Annotated in this window: 17 protein-coding genes; 11 read left to right on the top strand and 6 right to left on the bottom strand. The window is 61.7% G+C overall.

The window, feature by feature from the left end; all coding sequences use genetic code 11:
- Positions 1 to 166 precede the first annotated feature (166 nt).
- The 5 genes from K0P03_RS22820 to K0P03_RS22800 all read left to right on the top strand — a co-directional run bounded on the left by K0P03_RS22820 (position 167) and on the right by K0P03_RS22800 (position 4,800).
- Complete coding sequence (locus tag K0P03_RS22820) at positions 167 to 559, top strand: RidA family protein (RefSeq protein ID WP_272790705.1); 393 nt, start codon at positions 167 to 169, stop codon at positions 557 to 559.
- Positions 560 to 771: 212 nt separating this feature from the next.
- Positions 772 to 1,683 (top strand): TRAP transporter substrate-binding protein, encoded by a 912-nt coding sequence (locus K0P03_RS22815; RefSeq protein WP_272790704.1) that lies wholly within the window; start codon positions 772 to 774, stop codon positions 1,681 to 1,683.
- A gap of 86 nt (positions 1,684 to 1,769) precedes the next feature.
- The gene (locus K0P03_RS22810; RefSeq protein WP_023516578.1) at positions 1,770 to 2,243 is read left to right on the top strand and encodes a TRAP transporter small permease; all 474 of its coding nucleotides are present in this window, start codon (positions 1,770 to 1,772) and stop codon (positions 2,241 to 2,243) included.
- Positions 2,240 to 3,520, top strand: a complete 1,281-nt coding sequence (locus K0P03_RS22805; RefSeq protein WP_023516577.1) for a TRAP transporter large permease — start codon at positions 2,240 to 2,242, stop codon at positions 3,518 to 3,520. Before K0P03_RS22810 ends, K0P03_RS22805 begins: the two co-directional genes overlap by 4 nt.
- A 35-nt stretch (positions 3,521 to 3,555) precedes the next feature.
- Entirely contained in the window at positions 3,556 to 4,800 is a 1,245-nt protein-coding gene (locus K0P03_RS22800; protein WP_023516404.1) for a Zn-dependent hydrolase, read from the top strand.
- Positions 4,801 to 4,824: 24 nt separating this feature from the next.
- On the opposite strand, the gene K0P03_RS22795 is transcribed toward K0P03_RS22800, so the two are convergent.
- Positions 4,825 to 5,745 carry a LysR family transcriptional regulator gene (locus K0P03_RS22795; RefSeq protein WP_024271018.1) on the bottom strand — a complete coding sequence of 307 codons (921 nt, stop codon included), beginning with the start codon at positions 5,743 to 5,745 and terminating at the stop codon, positions 4,825 to 4,827.
- A 124-nt stretch (positions 5,746 to 5,869) separates the two neighbouring features.
- Positions 5,870 to 6,331: an ATP-binding cassette domain-containing protein gene (locus K0P03_RS22790; protein ID WP_245290410.1), complete on the bottom strand. Its 462-nt coding sequence runs from the start codon at positions 6,329 to 6,331 to the stop codon at positions 5,870 to 5,872.
- Here K0P03_RS22790 and K0P03_RS22785 point away from each other — a divergent pair.
- Genes K0P03_RS22785 through K0P03_RS22775 form a run of 3 tightly spaced genes read left to right on the top strand, consistent with a single transcriptional unit; the run spans position 6,287 to position 7,630 of the window.
- On the top strand, positions 6,287 to 6,772 hold the full coding sequence (locus tag K0P03_RS22785; RefSeq protein WP_051758738.1) for a hypothetical protein: 486 nt from the start codon (positions 6,287 to 6,289) through the stop codon (positions 6,770 to 6,772). The genes K0P03_RS22790 and K0P03_RS22785 overlap by 45 nt on opposite strands.
- 35 nt (positions 6,773 to 6,807) lie before the next feature.
- The gene (locus K0P03_RS22780; RefSeq protein WP_156032044.1) at positions 6,808 to 7,218 is read left to right on the top strand and encodes a hypothetical protein; all 411 of its coding nucleotides are present in this window, start codon (positions 6,808 to 6,810) and stop codon (positions 7,216 to 7,218) included.
- Positions 7,181 to 7,630 carry a GNAT family N-acetyltransferase gene (locus K0P03_RS22775; RefSeq protein WP_024271016.1) on the top strand — a complete coding sequence of 150 codons (450 nt, stop codon included), beginning with the start codon at positions 7,181 to 7,183 and terminating at the stop codon, positions 7,628 to 7,630. The genes K0P03_RS22780 and K0P03_RS22775 overlap by 38 nt, the downstream gene beginning before the upstream one ends.
- Before the next feature lie 108 nt (positions 7,631 to 7,738).
- Here K0P03_RS22775 and K0P03_RS22770 read toward each other — a convergent pair whose 3' ends face one another.
- The 4 genes from K0P03_RS22770 to K0P03_RS22755 form a co-directional block, all read right to left on the bottom strand.
- Positions 7,739 to 8,800, bottom strand: a complete 1,062-nt coding sequence (locus tag K0P03_RS22770) for an ABC transporter ATP-binding protein (protein WP_272790703.1) — start codon at positions 8,798 to 8,800, stop codon at positions 7,739 to 7,741.
- Between the two features lie 2 nt (positions 8,801 to 8,802).
- Complete coding sequence (locus K0P03_RS22765) at positions 8,803 to 9,651, bottom strand: carbohydrate ABC transporter permease (RefSeq protein ID WP_023515220.1); 849 nt, start codon at positions 9,649 to 9,651, stop codon at positions 8,803 to 8,805.
- Positions 9,644 to 10,525, bottom strand: coding sequence for a carbohydrate ABC transporter permease (locus K0P03_RS22760; RefSeq protein WP_024271015.1), 882 nt, complete (start codon positions 10,523 to 10,525; stop codon positions 9,644 to 9,646). The genes K0P03_RS22765 and K0P03_RS22760 overlap by 8 nt, the downstream gene beginning before the upstream one ends.
- Before the next feature lie 64 nt (positions 10,526 to 10,589).
- Positions 10,590 to 11,861 (bottom strand): ABC transporter substrate-binding protein, encoded by a 1,272-nt coding sequence (locus K0P03_RS22755; protein WP_272790702.1) that lies wholly within the window; start codon positions 11,859 to 11,861, stop codon positions 10,590 to 10,592.
- A 216-nt stretch (positions 11,862 to 12,077) separates the two neighbouring features.
- Here K0P03_RS22755 and K0P03_RS22750 point away from each other — a divergent pair, with 216 nt between their 5' ends.
- Genes K0P03_RS22750 through K0P03_RS22740 form a run of 3 tightly spaced genes read left to right on the top strand, consistent with a single transcriptional unit; the run spans position 12,078 to position 15,791 of the window.
- Positions 12,078 to 12,836, top strand: a complete 759-nt coding sequence (locus K0P03_RS22750; RefSeq protein WP_023516996.1) for an IclR family transcriptional regulator — start codon at positions 12,078 to 12,080, stop codon at positions 12,834 to 12,836.
- A complete protein-coding gene (locus K0P03_RS22745) occupies positions 12,817 to 13,902 on the top strand; it encodes a Gfo/Idh/MocA family protein (RefSeq protein WP_023516997.1) in 1,086 nt (361 codons plus the stop codon). Before K0P03_RS22750 ends, K0P03_RS22745 begins: the two co-directional genes overlap by 20 nt.
- A complete protein-coding gene (locus K0P03_RS22740) occupies positions 13,899 to 15,791 on the top strand; it encodes a thiamine pyrophosphate-dependent enzyme (protein WP_024271013.1) in 1,893 nt (630 codons plus the stop codon). Before K0P03_RS22745 ends, K0P03_RS22740 begins: the two co-directional genes overlap by 4 nt.
- The last annotated feature ends 4 nt before the right edge of the window (positions 15,792 to 15,795 follow it).

Genomic DNA, 15,795 nt, shown 5'->3' with positions numbered 1-15,795 from the left:
AGGCTAGTCGCTAGGTTTGCGCTCTGATCCGCCGAGTTCCAACGACAAATGGACGATCGCCCGGGGGCACAGCGCCCGCCGGCGTCCGTGATGGCCAGCCCTATCTACCGCTCCACTCGTACCCGGGTTATCAGGATTGCTCCATCAAGCCTGAAGGTGATCTAGAATGAGACACGAAATCATTGAAATTCCTATCATTTCAGAGGCCATTCGCCGCTTGGGTGCGCCGACCACGGTCCTGACCCGGGTGGACGGTCTTCTCTACACCTGCGGAATGCCGCCGATCGACATCGGGACCGGTGAGATCGTCAGGGGCGACATAGCAACGCAGACCCAAGCCTGCATGGAAGCCCTTTCCTTTACGTTGCGTCACGCGGGCTCTTCACTCGACAATGTCTTCAAATCATTAGTCTTTATTACCGACAACGATTTCGCAGCGGATATGAATGCTGTCTATCGCGAGTATTTTCCGCATGGTTTTCCAGCCCGAAGCTGCGTGACCATCCGCCCCTGGACGCATTTCGATATCGAAATCGAATGCATAGCAACCACAGGATAATCCACGGAAAATGTCGGGCCTGCTCATAAGCGGACGCAATGCTTGCCATTGAGTTTGGCTATTTGCGTTACAGACTCTCCTGTCTGCCTAATATGCCCAGAACGAACACAACATAAGAGGGTGTTATGAAACTGGGCATATTGAATATTTCCCGTGGTCTCGCTGCGACAGTTATAGCGGGCGTTATTAGCCTTTCCGCACATTCGGCCGCCATGGCCGAGACGACGATCCGCCTCGGTCATGTGCTGGCCGATACGCATAGCTGGCATGTGGCCTCTACCGACTTCGCCAAGGACGTTGCGGAAAAGACGCAAGGCCGCGTCAAGATCGAGATTTTCCCCTCCGGCCAGCTGGGTACGGAGAAAGAAGTGATCGAGGGCATGCAGATCGGCACCATCCAAGGCGGCCTGATCGGCAGTGGTTCCTTCCAGTTCGTCGAGCCGAAATTCGGCATCATCGAAATGCCCTATGCCTGGACCAGCCGCGAGCAAGCTTTTGCAGCGCTTGACGGCAAGCTTGGAACCGCGCTTTCCGACCTGCTGCGGCCGAAAGGCATCGAAGTTCTCGCCTGGTGGGAGAACGGTTTCCGCAACATCACCAACAGCAAGCATCCGATTGCCAAGCCCGCCGATCTCGCCGGCATCAAGATCCGCGTGACACCGGACAAGGTTCGATTGGCAACCTTCGAGCTTCTTGGCGCACAGCCCGCACCGCTCGCTTTCGGCGAGCTCTATTCGGCTCTCCAGCAAGGCGTGTTCGACGCGCAGGAAAACCCGCTGTCGATCATCGATGCGTCGTCATTCTATGAAGTGCAGAAATATGTCTCGATGACCGGCCACATCTGGGGCGCGGCCTGCCTGACGGTGTCGAGCATGACCTGGGCGCAGATTTCTCCCGAAGATCAGGCCATCGTCAAGGAAGCCGCAGTCAAATGGGGCAACGCCCAGCGGCAAATGGTTGCCGACAACGAGGTAGCACTCATCGAAAAGCTGAAGTCCAAGGGCATGGCGTTCAACGAGGTCGACAAGGCCGCCTTCGTAGAGGCGCTGAAGCCGATCTGGGACAACGAGAAGGGCGTTTTCGGTCCCGAATTGCTCGCCATCATGGATAGCTATCGCAAGTAAAGGCGATCCCCTTTGTCCTGCCTGCCTCCCGCGGGCAGGACAAAGTCGTTTCCATCCAAGTCTTCCCACATATCAGCGAGATTTCCATGCAGGATGCATCGAACCCGCCACGGATAGCTGCCGCAATAGACCGGACTGCCGGGGCCGCCGGCGGCTTGGCTATCGCTACCTTCACCGGCATCATCGTCTACGTCGTCATCTGCCGCTATGCCTTCTCCTTCACACCACGCTGGTCGGAGGAGATTCCGCGCCTGCTGCTGGTGTGGGCAACGTTCATCGGCGCGATCTCCGCCTTCATCCGCAAGACGCATCTCTGTGCCGGACTGACCGACCTGATCGTCGCACCCGGCCGCTTCCGCGTTTTCCTCGACAGGCTCGCACGCCTGGCCTCCTTCCTGTTCCTGATCGTCGTCTTCTGGTCCGGCTGGAAAATGACATCCCTCACCTGGTCGCATGAGACGACGGTTCTCAGCTGGCCCGCCGGTCTTGTCTATCTGGCCCTGCCGGTCACCGCGGTCTTCGCCTTCGTCGCCCTGCTGGCCCTGGAACTGCGCAAATGAGCCTCGCCCTTATCGTTCTTTTCGTCGTCTTCGTCCTTCTGCTGCTGATCGACGCACCGATCGTGATCGCGCTCGCGCTGTCCTCGGTCGCCTATCTGCTTGTCGGGGACGCACTGCCAGTGATGGTCGTCGCGCAGCGCATGGTCGCCGGTATCGACAGCTTCACCCTGCTTGCGATCCCACTGTTCCTGCTTGCCGGCCTGCTGATGGTTCATGGCGGGCTCGCGCCCCGAATCGTCAATCTCTGCGCAGCTGTTGTCGGACAGCGCACGGGGGGGCTTGCCATCGTCATGATCGCCGCCTGCATGATGTTCGGTTCGCTTTCAGGCTCGGGCGTCGCGGATGTGGTCGCCATCGGCTCCATGCTGCTGCCGGCCATGAAGGAGCGTGGCTATCATCCCGGCTTTTCTGCCGCTGGCCTCGGCTGTGCAGGCTCGCTCGGCACGGTCATTCCGCCTTCCATCGTGCTGATCGTCTACGGTACCGCGACCGGCACATCCATCGGCCAGCTTTTCATCCATTCGATCGGCCCCGGCATCCTGCTCGGCCTCGGCTTGATGGTCGTGGCTTGGTGGATTTCGCGCAAGAACGGCTGGAAGGGCGGCGAACCTTTCAGCTGGGCCCGTCTGGGAACGGCACTGCGCGAATCCATCCTTGCCCTGCTGGCGCCGGTCATCATCGTCGGCGGTATCCGCTTCGGCATCTTCACGCCGACGGAAGCAGCCGGTGTCGGCGTCGCCTATGCGCTGCTGGTCGGGATGCTGGTCTATCGCCGCCTGACATTCGCCAAGGTCTTCAGCCTGCTGCGCGACACCACCGAAATGACGGGCTCGATCCTGATCGTTATCGCCGCCGCCTCGGTATTCGGCTGGATTCTGACAGTCGAGCAGGTCCCCCAGCTTGTCGTTAACGGCATCACCGGAGCAACTGAAAGCGCCACGGTAGCCCTGATCCTGATGATGATGGCCGTTCTGGTGCTCGGCACCTTCATGGAATCCATCGCCATTATTCTGATCCTCGCGCCCGTCTTCCTGCCGGTCCTGCGGGCCTTCGAAATCGATCCGGTCTATTTCGGCGTGCTCCTGACCATCAACCTGGCGATCGGTGCCAACACGCCGCCCCTCGGCATCGACCTGATGGCTGCCTGCCGCACCGGAGGCATCCCGATGTCGGCGTCCTTCCGCTACCTGCTGCCGTTCATCGGCGTGATGACCTTCATCATGTTCCTTCTCGTTCTCTTCCCGGGGCTGATGAGCGTGCTGTCATTCGGCATGTAACCGGCTCCCAACTACCGCATCTGAAAGGTGAACCCATGACGTTCGCACCCGATACCCGTGTCGATATAGATCGCTTCTGGTCGACCATCGAAGGATCTGCCGAAATCGGTCAGGGACGGCCAGGCGGCCTTGCCCGCCTAACGCTGACGGATGACGATCGCCGCATGCGCGACCTGTTCATCAACTGGTGCCGGGACGCCGGTCTGAGCGTTGAGATCGACGAACTCGGCAATATCTTCGGCCGACGGGAAGGGTACGATCCCTCGCTGCCGCCGGTGCTGATCGGTAGCCATCTCGACACTCAGATCAACGGTGGCCGCTTTGACGGCATTGCCGGTGTGCTTGCGGGCCTTGAGGTCGTGCGAACGCTGAACGATGCCGGCCATGTCACACGGCGGCCCATCGTCGTCGTGGACTGGACGAATGAGGAAGGCGCGCGTTTTTCGCCGCCCATGGTGGCGTCTGGCTGTTTCGTTGGAGCCTATGACGTAGATTGGGTACACAATCTGGTCTCCGACGACGGCGCGCGCTTCGGGGCCGAGTTGGAGCGCATCGGCTACAACGGCAACAAGCCTTGCCGTGCGGGCGAGATCGACGCCTATTATGAACTCCACATCGAGCAAGGGCCGCTCCTTGACCTCGAAGGCCGTGATGTCGGCGTGGTGACGGGCGGCTATCCTAGCTACGGCATGCGCGTTCGTTTCACGGGTAAGACGGCGCATACCGGCCCGACACCGATGGACCTGCGCCGCAATGCGCTGATCGCGGGTGCCCGTTGGTTGACCGCCGTCGACGACATCGGCTGGGACTACGCCGTCGGCGATGGGAAGGCGACCGGCGCTCGGCTGGCGGCCTGGCCGAACAAGCCGGGCATCCTTTCCGACACCGCCCAGGCGATCTGCGACGTGCGCCATCCCGATCCGGCAACAGCCCGGGTTATGGCTGAGAAAATGCGCCGCGCCGTTTACGAAAGCGCCGCAAGGGCGGGGTGCGAAGCAGTGATCGAAGACGAATGGTTCTGGGGCGGCGATATCTTCGACCGCGATATGGTGAGCGGCATTCGGGACGAGGCAGTGCGGATGGGTTACGACTGGCGCGATATCCAGTCCCAGGCGGGCCACGACGCCTATTTCCTCGCCCGCCACTGCTCGACGGCGATGATCTTCACCCCTTGCAAGGGCGGAATCACGCACAACAACGAGGAAGATTGCACCCGCAGCGATCTAGAGCCGGGCCTTAACGTGCTGCTGCACGCGGTCGTGGCGCGTGCCGATCGCTGATTGTGCGGACCAGTCCGGACATGCTCAATGCATGTCCGGATAAAGGGCGCGCAGCTCTTTGACCAGATCGAGGAAATGTCGTTCGGCGCGGGAATATTCGCCTTCCGGGTGGGTAACCAGAAAAACATCCGCGCCCAGAGGATAGTCCTTGATCTCCAGAGGCCAGAGGTGGCCGTTCGCGACTTCGTCATGCACGGCGGTTAGCGGAAGGATGCCGATTCCAAGACCGGCCACGATCATTCGCCGGACTTCCTCCAGATTGGGGCTTTGGCCACTCATGCGTTCGCCCAGTCCGAGGCTCTGGCTGAGCACCGACATGGGTTCCAATCCCATGCCTTCACTGGCGCAGGTGAAGGAGACGAAGGATTCCTGCCGCAACTCCCGCTTCTCGACCTCCTTGCGACCGAAAAAGGCGTGTTCGGCTCCGCAATAGATGCTGAATTCTTCACGAAACAGCAGTTCACACGTCAGGTTGAAGACGGGCCGCGATAACAGGCAAAATCCGATGCCACACTTTTCCGCGTTGATGCGCTTGATCGTCTCCTGGCTATTCTGCACCTCGATGACCCACGTCACGGATGGATAGCGCTGATGATAGAGCCGCAGCGCCTCGTTGATCAGCGGTGATTCCAGATTGGAGATGATCTGGATGCGGACTTCGCCGAATTCCTCGACCGTCTTATCCTGCGTCAACTGACCGATGCGCTCGACAGCATCGAAAATCTCGCCGCATTCCTCGAAAACCTTCTGCCCACGGGCCGTCAACTCGAACCGGCGGCTGTCGCGCAGAACGAGCTGGCAGGCCATTTGCTCTTCAAGCCGCTGGAGCGCCTGGCTAACGGAGGGCTGGCTCATGTTGAGCCGCGCCGCCGCGCGCGTAAGGCTTCGCTCCTTGGCAATCATGAAGAACGACCGTAGGAGATTGAGATTGAGGTCTGTCAGCATCGATCAACCCTACCGCTTCGACCGACGCCCGGCAACCGGATCTCCTGAAGGAACAGGCCAACCATAGCGAGGCAAAAAGTCAGCCCTGCGCCATCTTCCAGCGGCGCATTTCGGCCGAGCCCCTCTATAACCGCTGGTAGATCGGTGACGAGGCCAGCAGGGCTTCGTGGCTGCCGCCGTCCAGAAGCACAATCCGATCTGCAGCCACGATAGAAGGAAGATCGTGGGCAATGACGAAAAGGGCCGATACAGCGCGCTGGATCGCCTCTTCGTTTTCCGGATCGAGCGCCGACGTCGCCTCATCGAGAACGACGATCGGCGCGTCCTTCAGGATCGCCCGGGCGATGCAGATCCGCTGGCGCTCACCGCCGGAAAGCCGCGCACCGAGTGGACCCACCCGGGTCTGGTAACCGAGTTCGAAACCCATGATCGCGTCGTGAACGGCAGCGGCTCTGACGACGGCCTCCACCTCCGCATCGGATGCCACCGGCCTGCCGACGCGGATGTTGTCCGCAATGGTTTCATCAAACAGCAGGGTCTCTTGGAAGACCGGGGCGATCATTGCGGCGAGCGCCCGGCTGTCGATAGCGCGGATATCCTGGCCGCCGACCAGGATTCGTCCGCAGTCCGGCTTCTAAAACCGCATGAGGAGTTGCATGCAGATATTTCTTCCGCTGCCATTGGCACCGATGAGGACCGTCATGTCTACCTGCGGCCTTTCAGCGTGATTGCCGGCGCCTGCGCCCTGGCTTCGGCCATGCTGCCTTCCTTCGAAACCATTTCCCCTCGTCCATATACTGTGCAAAACACCCGTGAATCGACCGCCTGGATGCGCGCCCTGCCCGCTTTGGTCCGCAGTCGGGCTCTGTTCCCCATCCTGATGGTCGGGCTTGGCGCCTCCGTCTTCACAGGCCTGATGACCTTCCAGACATCGCTCATCCGTGGGACCACGCTGGAGGCGGGGACCTATTTCGGCGCCTATGCCATAACGGTCGTTGGTTACGCTTCTTCCTGGCACCAACGCTGACAAAGGCGGATTCGAACCGCATAGCGGTGCTTCTCTTGGTGATGATGTCACTTGGCGTCGGTCTGGCCTTCGGCTTTACGGCCGGTGTTCTTGTTCAGCTGGCCTCAGCGACCACGCTCGGCCTCGGCTATGGGCTGGCGTATTCGATCATTCAGGCCCAAACAGTCAACGATGCGCCATCGCCGCTTCGTTCGGCGGCCCTCACATGGTTCGTCATTGCGTATTTCATTGGTATTTTCGGGTTTCCCATGCTCGGCGGCTGGCTAATCGTGCTATTGGCAACCAGTGGTTTCTCGTCGTCGTTCTGTCTCTCGCTCTTGCCGAACTGGCGCTTGCTCTCATCCGTCTTGCCGGAAAACAGAAAAAAGTCGCGTCGGCGGCTCAATGACATTGTAGGAGGATTTCACCGTGACCAACTTTTCCATTCGCCCGGTTCGCGCCGATGACAGATCGCAATGGGACACGCTCTATCAGGGCTATGCCGACTTCTACAAAGTGACCCAGACACCTGAAATGCGGGAAACGGTCTGGTCCTGGCTGCTCGACGAGACAAAGGAATCCCGCGGACTTCTGGCCGTCAGCCCTGACGGGAAAGTGCTTGGACTTACCCACTTCCGCCCCTTCGCTCGCCCGCTTTCGGCCACAACCGGCTGCTTCCTAGACGACCTTTTCGTCTCTTCGGACGCGCGTGGGCTCGGCGTCGCCGACGCCTTGATCGAAGCGGTACGCGGCGTTGCGGCCGAAAACGGCTGGTCGGTGGTGCGCTGGATTACGGCGGAAAACAACTACCGGGGCCGCAATGTCTATGACCGCATGGCCAGCAAGACGAACTGGGTGACCTACGACATAAAGCTATAGCCCCGCGGCACTGCACTTTCCTGCACATGCCGGCCCGGTCTGCACGGTGAAGCTCTTGATGGGAAGCGAACCATCAGCCCGCCAAGTCTGGCCCACACCGGTCCGCTCCTACCCTGAAATCGCGACCCCATTTGCATCGAAAACATGCAGCTTGTCCGCCGCCGGCTGCATTCCCACGATATCGCCCGCTGCCAGGTTGCTTTCATCTGGTGCCGAAAGAGTGATCGGATCATTCAGACCTGGTGTTTCAACGTAGGCGTAGGTCTGCGCGCCAAGACGCTCGATCAACTCGACACGACCACGGATTCCCCCCTGTTCCGGCGGAACAATCGTCAGATGCTCTGGACGGATGCCGGCAGTGGTCGCTCCCGAGGCGCTCCAGGGACGCGTGTTCTGCACAGGCACCCCATGCACAACAAGGTGTCCATCTTCCACCGAAGCTGGCAGGAAGTTCATGGCGGGGGCGCCGATGAAGCCGGCGACGAAGATGTTGGCGGGACGCTCGTAGAGTTCCATCGGCGCGCCGACCTGCTCTATCCTGCCCTTGTTGAAGACGACGATGCGGTCGGCGAGTGTCATGGCCTCGGTCTGGTCGTGCGTCACATAGATCATCGTGGCGCCGAGGCGCGCATGGAGACGCGCGATCTCAAGCCGCATCTGCACGCGCAGCGCCGCATCGAGGTTCGACAGCGGCTCGTCGAACAGAAAGATCTTCGGCTGTCGGATGATCGCACGGCCGATGGCGACACGCTGGCGCTGGCCGCCGGACAGTTCACGGGGGACCCGTTCGAGCAAGGGACCGATCTGCAGCGTGTTCGCGACGTCGCCCACCCGCCGGGAAATCTCCGCCTTCGGCAGCCCGGAAAGCTTCAGGCCAAAGCCGATGTTTTCCGCGACCGTCATATGCGGGAACAGGGCATAGGACTGGAAGACCATGGCGATTTCGCGCTTGGCCGGCGCCGTGGTCGTGACGTCACGGCCGGCAATGCCGATCGTGCCGTCCGTCACATCCTCGAGGCCGGCGATCATGCGCAGCATGGTGGATTTTCCGCAGCCCGAGGGGCCGACGAAGACGACGAACTCTCCTTCCGCGACATCGAGATCGACCCCGCGGATGACCTCCAGCGCGCCATAGGTTTTGCGGATCGAGCGAAGTGCAAGCTGTGTCATGATCAACCCTTTACCGCGCCCATGGTCATGCCCTTGATGAAGTAGCGCTGGAAAAACAGAAAAACGAGAAGCGTGGGCAGGCTGGCGACGAGCGAGAGCGCGCCCTGCACGCCCCAGGCGACGGAATACTGGCCCTTGAGATTGACGATGCCGATCATGATCGTCCGCTTGTCGTCGGACTGGGTGAAGATCAGCGGCCAGAGGAAATCGTTCCAGATCCAGGTGAACTGCAGCGTCGCGAGCACCGCAAGCGCCGGCAGGCTGAGCGGCAATACGACGCGGGTCAGCACCTGCCACTCGCTGGCGCCCTCCAGGATCGCCGCCTCACGGAGCGCCGTCGGCACGGTGGAGAAGAAGTTGCGCATCAGGAGCGTGCAGATCGGGATGCCGAGCGCAGTGTGGACGATGAAGACCGGCCAGAGCGTATCGATTAGCCCCATGCCGTTGAACAGGCGGAAGAGCGGAACGAGGATGACCTGCGGCGGGAAAAACATGCCCGCGACGAGGACGAGGAACAGCATGTTGGAGCCGCGGAAGGGCAGCTTGGCAAAGACATAGCCGGCCAGCACGCCGAGCGCTGTCGAGGCCAAAGTGCCCGGGACCGTGACCAGCAGCGTATTGAGGAAGTAGCGGTGCACTGCGGGATTCGACAGCACTTCGACGAAGTTGCCGAGATAGAGCGCCGTGGGGAACGACCAGAGGCTGCCGAGCGCGATCTCGCGCGTCGTCTTGATCGAGGCGAGCAGCACGCCGAGCGTCGGCAGCAGGAAGAGAACCGAGAGCGCAAGAAGCATGGCGAAGATCGCTCCGCGCCAGGGATCGAAGCGGCGGACGGCGGAAGGATTAGCCATAGATGCGATCCACCTTCTTGAGCTGGCGGAAGTAGATACCGATGATCGTCAGCGCGATCAGGAACAGCACGACGGAAATGGCGCTGCCATAGCCCATCAGGTATTTGCGGAAGGATTCGTTGTACATGTGCATGGCAAGCGTATCGGAACTGTTGAACGGCCCACCACCGGTCATGATGTAGAGGATGTCGAAGCCCTTGAGCGAGTTGATCACCGAAAGGGCGATGACGACGACGGTGGACGGGGTGAGCAGCGGCAGGACGACGAAGACGATGCGCTGCCAGAGTTTCGCCCCCTCGATCTCACAGACTTCCAGGAGGTCTTCCGGAATGGCCGTCAGGCCGGCGAGGTAGATCACCATGGAAAGGCCGGTCTGCTGCCAGGACCAGGCGAGGATCACCGATCCAAGCGCCGTATCGGGCTTGGCAAGCCAGGCATAGCGCATCTTCTCCCCGGTGACGTTGGAAAGCATGGTGTTGAGCAGGCCCCAGTCCGGCTGGTAGATCCAGATCCAGATCTGCCCGACGATGACGGCCGAAAGGCAGATCGGCAGGTAGAACACCGTCTTGAAGGCTCGCCCGCCCGGAACCTTTCCGTCGAGCAGCAGTGCAAGACCGAGGCCGAACAGCGTCGGTACCACGATCGCGGCGACCATCCAGATCGTCGTGTTGATCGCCGCATTCATAAACAGCTTGTCGGTGAAGATTTTGGCGAAGTTGTCGAGGCCCACGAAGTCGTAGTTCGAGTCGAAACCGTTCCAGTTCGTCACGCTGTAGAAGAACGAACTGAACAACGGCCAGATCACGAAGACGGCAAAGACGGACAATGGCGGTGCCAGAAGCGCAACGCGCCAGACGGTGTTGTGCCGCTCCATCAGAATTCCTTTCCGGTAAACCGCGGCCCACCTTGGGCCGCGGTCTTCATTCCTGTTGTTTGGCCTACTGCTTGAATGCCGTCTTGGCATCCACAGCCACGGCCTTCAGGATCTCATCCAGCTTGGACGGATCGTCGACGAAGCGCGTAAACATGGAAAGACCGACTTCGGCAACGGGCGGCGTGGTGGCGAGGTCGTAGTTGAAGGCGAAGGCCTCAGCCTCGGCAACGGTCTTCGCCGCGCTCTGCATGACGACATTGTAGGTCTTCGGGTCAACATTGACATTTGCGGACAGCGCGCCCTGCGCTTCGGCCCATTTCGCCTGCACATCGGCGTTCGACATCATAAAGGCGAGGAATTTCTCCGCACCTTCAGGATTGGCGGCGTTGGCGGAGATCACCAGACCATCGACCGGGCCGACGGCGGCATTCGCGACGCCGTCCTTGATCTTCGGGAAGGGGAAGAAATCGTAGTCCTGCCCGGGAACGAGGCCGACGCCATTCCAGTAGCCGGTGATCCAGGTGCCCATCAGGGTCATCGCCGCATCGCCACGGGCCACCTTGTCGGCAGCATCCGTCCAGTCGTCGGCATTGGCGTTCTCGACGAAGAAGCCCTGATCAAGAAGCTCCTTCCAGAGCGTCATGGCTGCGACGACTTCCGGGTCGTCATAGGACGCCTCGCCCTTCATCAGCTTGGCACGATAATCGGGGCCAGCAGTGCGCAGCAGCAGGTAATCAAACCAGAACTGCGCCGGCCAACGGTTCTTGGAGCCGAGTGCGATGGGGGCGATGCCCTTTTCCTTCAGGGTCTTGCCAAGCGCAGTGAACTCGTCCCAAGTCGCGGGCAGCTTCGTCACGCCGGCATCGGCGAGCACCTTCTTGTTATAGAACAGGCCGGCATAGTGATAGTTGAACGGCACAAGGAAACGCTTGCCGTCATAGAGCGTCGCGCTGTCGGCGATGGGCTTGGCGACCACACTGTCCAGCTTCTCGCTCGTCCACACGCCGTCGATCGGACGCAGGCTGTTGGACTTCACGATGAAATCGACGCGGGCACCGGCCCAGTAGCTGAAGACATCCGGAAGGCTGTGGCCCGCTGCCCGCACGAGGATGTCGGTCTTGAAGTCCTCATGACCAACAGGACTTTCCTTTATCTTGATACCGGTCGCCTGCTGGAACTTTTCGACCTGCTCGTTGAATGCCTTCAAGCCGAGCTCGCCCGTGAAATAGTGGCTGATGGTGACTTCGCCGGACTGGGCGAAGGCGGGGCCGGCCACGCCCGCTGCAGACGCCAGGAGCGCTGCAAGCATGAGCGAGCGCCGCGTAATGGAAAACATAGGAACCTCCCGTAGAGTTTGCGATTGTTAAACTTATTACCTCGCAAAACCAGAATTCGGCAAATTTGTTGCCTATGTCAACACAAAAGTATTGCATTACGCAACAAAACGGGCAATTCATCCATTTATCGGCGGCCGTCGCTGATTTAGTTGCCACATGCTGTACTTGTGTTTAGCATGACGCAAATAGACGGCACCCCGAAGGAGTTTTAAACGATGCGCCTCTTGCAATCTCTCACGCGCGGCCTCGAAGCCCTCGACTTTCTCGCAGCAAGCCGCGAGCCCGCCCGGCTGACCGACGTCGCCGAAGCCTTGGGCGTGGACAAGTCGAATGCATCGCATCTCATGAAAACCCTGGTCGCCGCCGGCTATGCGACGCAAGATTCGACACGCCGCTACCAGCCGACCGACAAGATCACGCGCCATGCGACCATCGGCCATTCGCTCATAGATATCATCGCCGTGAAAGAAGCCTGGCGTCCGATACTTGAACGGTTCGTCGCCGAGACCGGAGAATGCGCGCATATGGCCGTGCTCGTCGGCAGCCGCGTCTGGTATATCGACAAGATCGACTCCTCCCTGCCGCTGAAGGTCGACCACCCCATCGGCGCTCTTGCACCGCTTCATTGCACGGCGCTCGGCAAGGCGTTCCTCGCCTTCGGCGATGCGCAGGTCGATGGCCCCTTCCCCTCCTTCACGCCGCGCACGCTGACAACACGCCGCGCCCTCGACGACGAGATCGCCCGCACCCGTGCGCGCGGCTACTCCATCGACAACGAGGAATTCGCGCCCGGCATCCGCTGCGTCGCGCGCCCGATCTACGACAATCAGGGTCGCATGATCGCCGCCGTCGGCGTTTCCGGCCCTTCCGTTCGCGTGACCGACGAGCGCCTCGCTGAGCTCGGCCACATCGTCACAACCGTTTCCATACCTGCATCACAGAAAGGCCCATTGCATGAGCACCAACCCGATTAGGGTCGCCATTGTCGGCACCGGTCGTATCTCCGATCTTCATGCGATCGAGTATCTTCGGAATCCGGCAAGCCGCATCGTCGCGCTTTGCGACCGGGATTCAGCCCTGGCCGAGGCCAAGGCGGGGGAATGGGGACTTGCGGATGTCGCGATCGAAACCGATCTCGATGCCATTCTTGCGCGGCCCGATGTCGATCTGGTGGAAATCCTCCTGCCGCATCACCTGCATCTTGGCGCCGCGCTGAAGGCAATGGACGCCGGCAAGATCATCTCGCTGCAGAAGCCGATGTGCGTCTCGCTTGAGGAGGCAGACCAGCTCGTTGCCGCCGCCGAAGCCTATGACCGACCGGTCAAGATCTTCGAGAACTTCATCTTCTATCCGCCGGTCCTCAAGGCGCGCGACCTTATCGACCAGGGCGCGATCGGCACGCCGCTCTCCATCCGCATCAAGTCCAATCCGGCGCGCAGCGCCACCGCCTGGGACGTGCCGGCCGCCGCCAATGCCTGGCGCCAGAAGCAGGATCAGGCCGGCGGCGGGCCGCTGGTCTTCGACGACGGCCATCACAAGTTCGCGCTGGCCTGGCACTTCATGGGCGAGCCGGATGAGGTCCATGCCTTCATCGGCGACACCGAAGGCCCCGGCGGCATCCGTTTCGACGCCCAGTCGCAGATCTCCTTCCGCTTCCCCGGCAACCGTATCGGCAATCTCGAAATCGTCTATTCGCCCGAAATGGAACTGGCGACGAAACACTACGCCCAGGACGACCGCGTCGAAATCACCGGCACCAAGGGTGTCATCTGGATCAATGGCGGCCACGGGCGCCTCGCCGACGTTCCGCCGGTCGTGCTCTACAGCGACGGCAAGCTGACGGAATTCAACGATATCCCGACCGGGTGGGAGCAGAGCTTTGTCCTGTCGACCCGGCACTACATCGACGCCATCGGAACCGGCGCGGCCCCCGTGCTGACACCGCGACAGGCGCGCGAGATTCTGCGTTTCGCGCTGGCCGCCGAGGAATCCGCGCGCATCGGCCGCCCTGTAGATCTGCGGAACGGGAGGTCGGCATGACGCTTCCTCCGTTTCCCGATGGTCCGACGCACACCGCCGCCGACCGTGCCGCGTGGCTGCGCACCGCCGGCGGCCTGAAGGCCGCGATAGATGCGGACCGTCTCAGCGCACCGGTGACGATGCCGCTGGTCGAGGCGCTGGTTCTCGGCCTGATGCGTCAGGGCATCACCAAATATCTCGCGATCTTCGGCCATGGCAGCACCGCGCTCGCCGATGTCCTCGACACCTACGAGGCCGAGGGTCTGGTGCGCTGCTGGCAGTTCCGCAACGAGGTGGAGATGGCCCATGCCGGCACGGCGCTGTCCTGGGTCTATGGCGAGGTCGGCGCCGTCGTCACCTCGATCGGCCCGGGCGCCTTCCAGGCCATGGCCGCATCGCTTGCCGCCTCGTCCAACGGCGTCGGCCTCTATCACCTCTATGGTGACGAGACGACACAGGGCGAAGGCTACAATATGCAGCAGGTGCCGAAACCGGCACAGGGCGTTTTTGCCCAAATCACCTCCCTTATGGGAAGCGCCTATACGCTGCATACTCCGGGCGCGCTGCGGGATGGACTGCGCAAAGGCGCAACCTGCGTTTTCCACCCGTGGCGCCCCGGCCCCTTCTACATGAACCTGCCGCTCAACACACAGCCCGCCCCGGTGACGCTGCGCCTCGACGCCCTGCCTGACCGGCCAGTCTTCCCTGCGCTTGCCCCCGCCGACGACAGCCCGCTGCGGGCCGCGGCGGATGCCATTCGCGCGGCGGGCAAGGTCGCGATCAAGCTCGGCGGCGGCAGCCGCACGGCCGCGGATGCCGTGCGGAAGCTCACTGAGGCAGCGGGCGCGCTCGTCGTCTCCAGCCCCGGCGCCAGCGGCGTCCTGCCGGCCAATCATCCACAGAACATGTGCGTCGGCGGCTCCAAGGGATCGATCAGCGGCAACTGGGCGATGGAGGAAGCCGAACTCCTCGTCGTCATCGGCAGCCGCGCCGTCTGCCAGGCGGATTGCTCCGGCATCGGCTGGCCGAAGGTGCGCCATGTCGTCAACATCAATGCCGACCCCATCGACGTGCAGCACTACAACAACACGATCGCGCTTACGGGCGATGCCTCCGTCGTCGCCGGCCGGCTGGCCGGGATGCTGGCAGGCGACAAACCCGATCCACGCAAGACGGCATGGCTGGACGCGGGCCGCGCCAAGCGCGCCGAATGGGACGGCTTCCTCACCCGACAGGCAGGCTCGCCGCCGCTCTTTGATATGGTCTGGCAAAAGCCGGTACTCACCCAGCCGCGCGTCATCCGGCTCGCCGCCGATTTCTGCCGCCGGCACGGCGCGCTGAAATTCTTCGATGCCGGCGACGTACAGGCAAATGGCTTCCAGATCGTCGAGGACCAGGCGCCCTTCGAAACGTTCACCGAGACCGGCGCGTCCTATATGGGCTTTGCCGTCAGCGCGCTGCTGGCCTCCGGCATCGCCGACAAGGGCCGCTACGGCATCGCCTTCACCGGCGACGGCTCCTTCATGATGAACCCGCAGGTGCTGATCGACGGTGTCGAGCATGGCGTGCACGGCACGATCCTGCTCCTGGACAACCGGCGCATGGCCGCCATCAGCCATCTGCAACACGCCCAATACGGCCGCGACTTCCGCACCAATGACGGTGTCGCCGTCGACTATGTGGCGCTGGCCGGCGCGGTGAGCGGTGTTCGCGCCCTCTCCGGCGGCGAGGACGAGACAAGCCTTATGGCCGCGCTTGAGGAGGCGCATGTCTGGCCAGGTCTCAGCCTTGTGCACGTTCCCGTCTATTTCGGCGAGGACCCCGCCGTCGGCCTCGGCGCCTATGGCCAATGGAACGTCGGCAACTGGGTCGACGACGTCCAGCGCCAATATGCCCGCACCCTGATCTGAGAGA

The sequence above is a fragment of the Shinella sp. HY16 genome (genome assembly GCF_028534175.1).
Taxonomy (GTDB): domain Bacteria; phylum Pseudomonadota; class Alphaproteobacteria; order Rhizobiales; family Rhizobiaceae; genus Shinella.
Note: the sequence above shows the minus strand (reverse complement) of the source record. Positions and strands in the feature narration are given on the sequence as shown.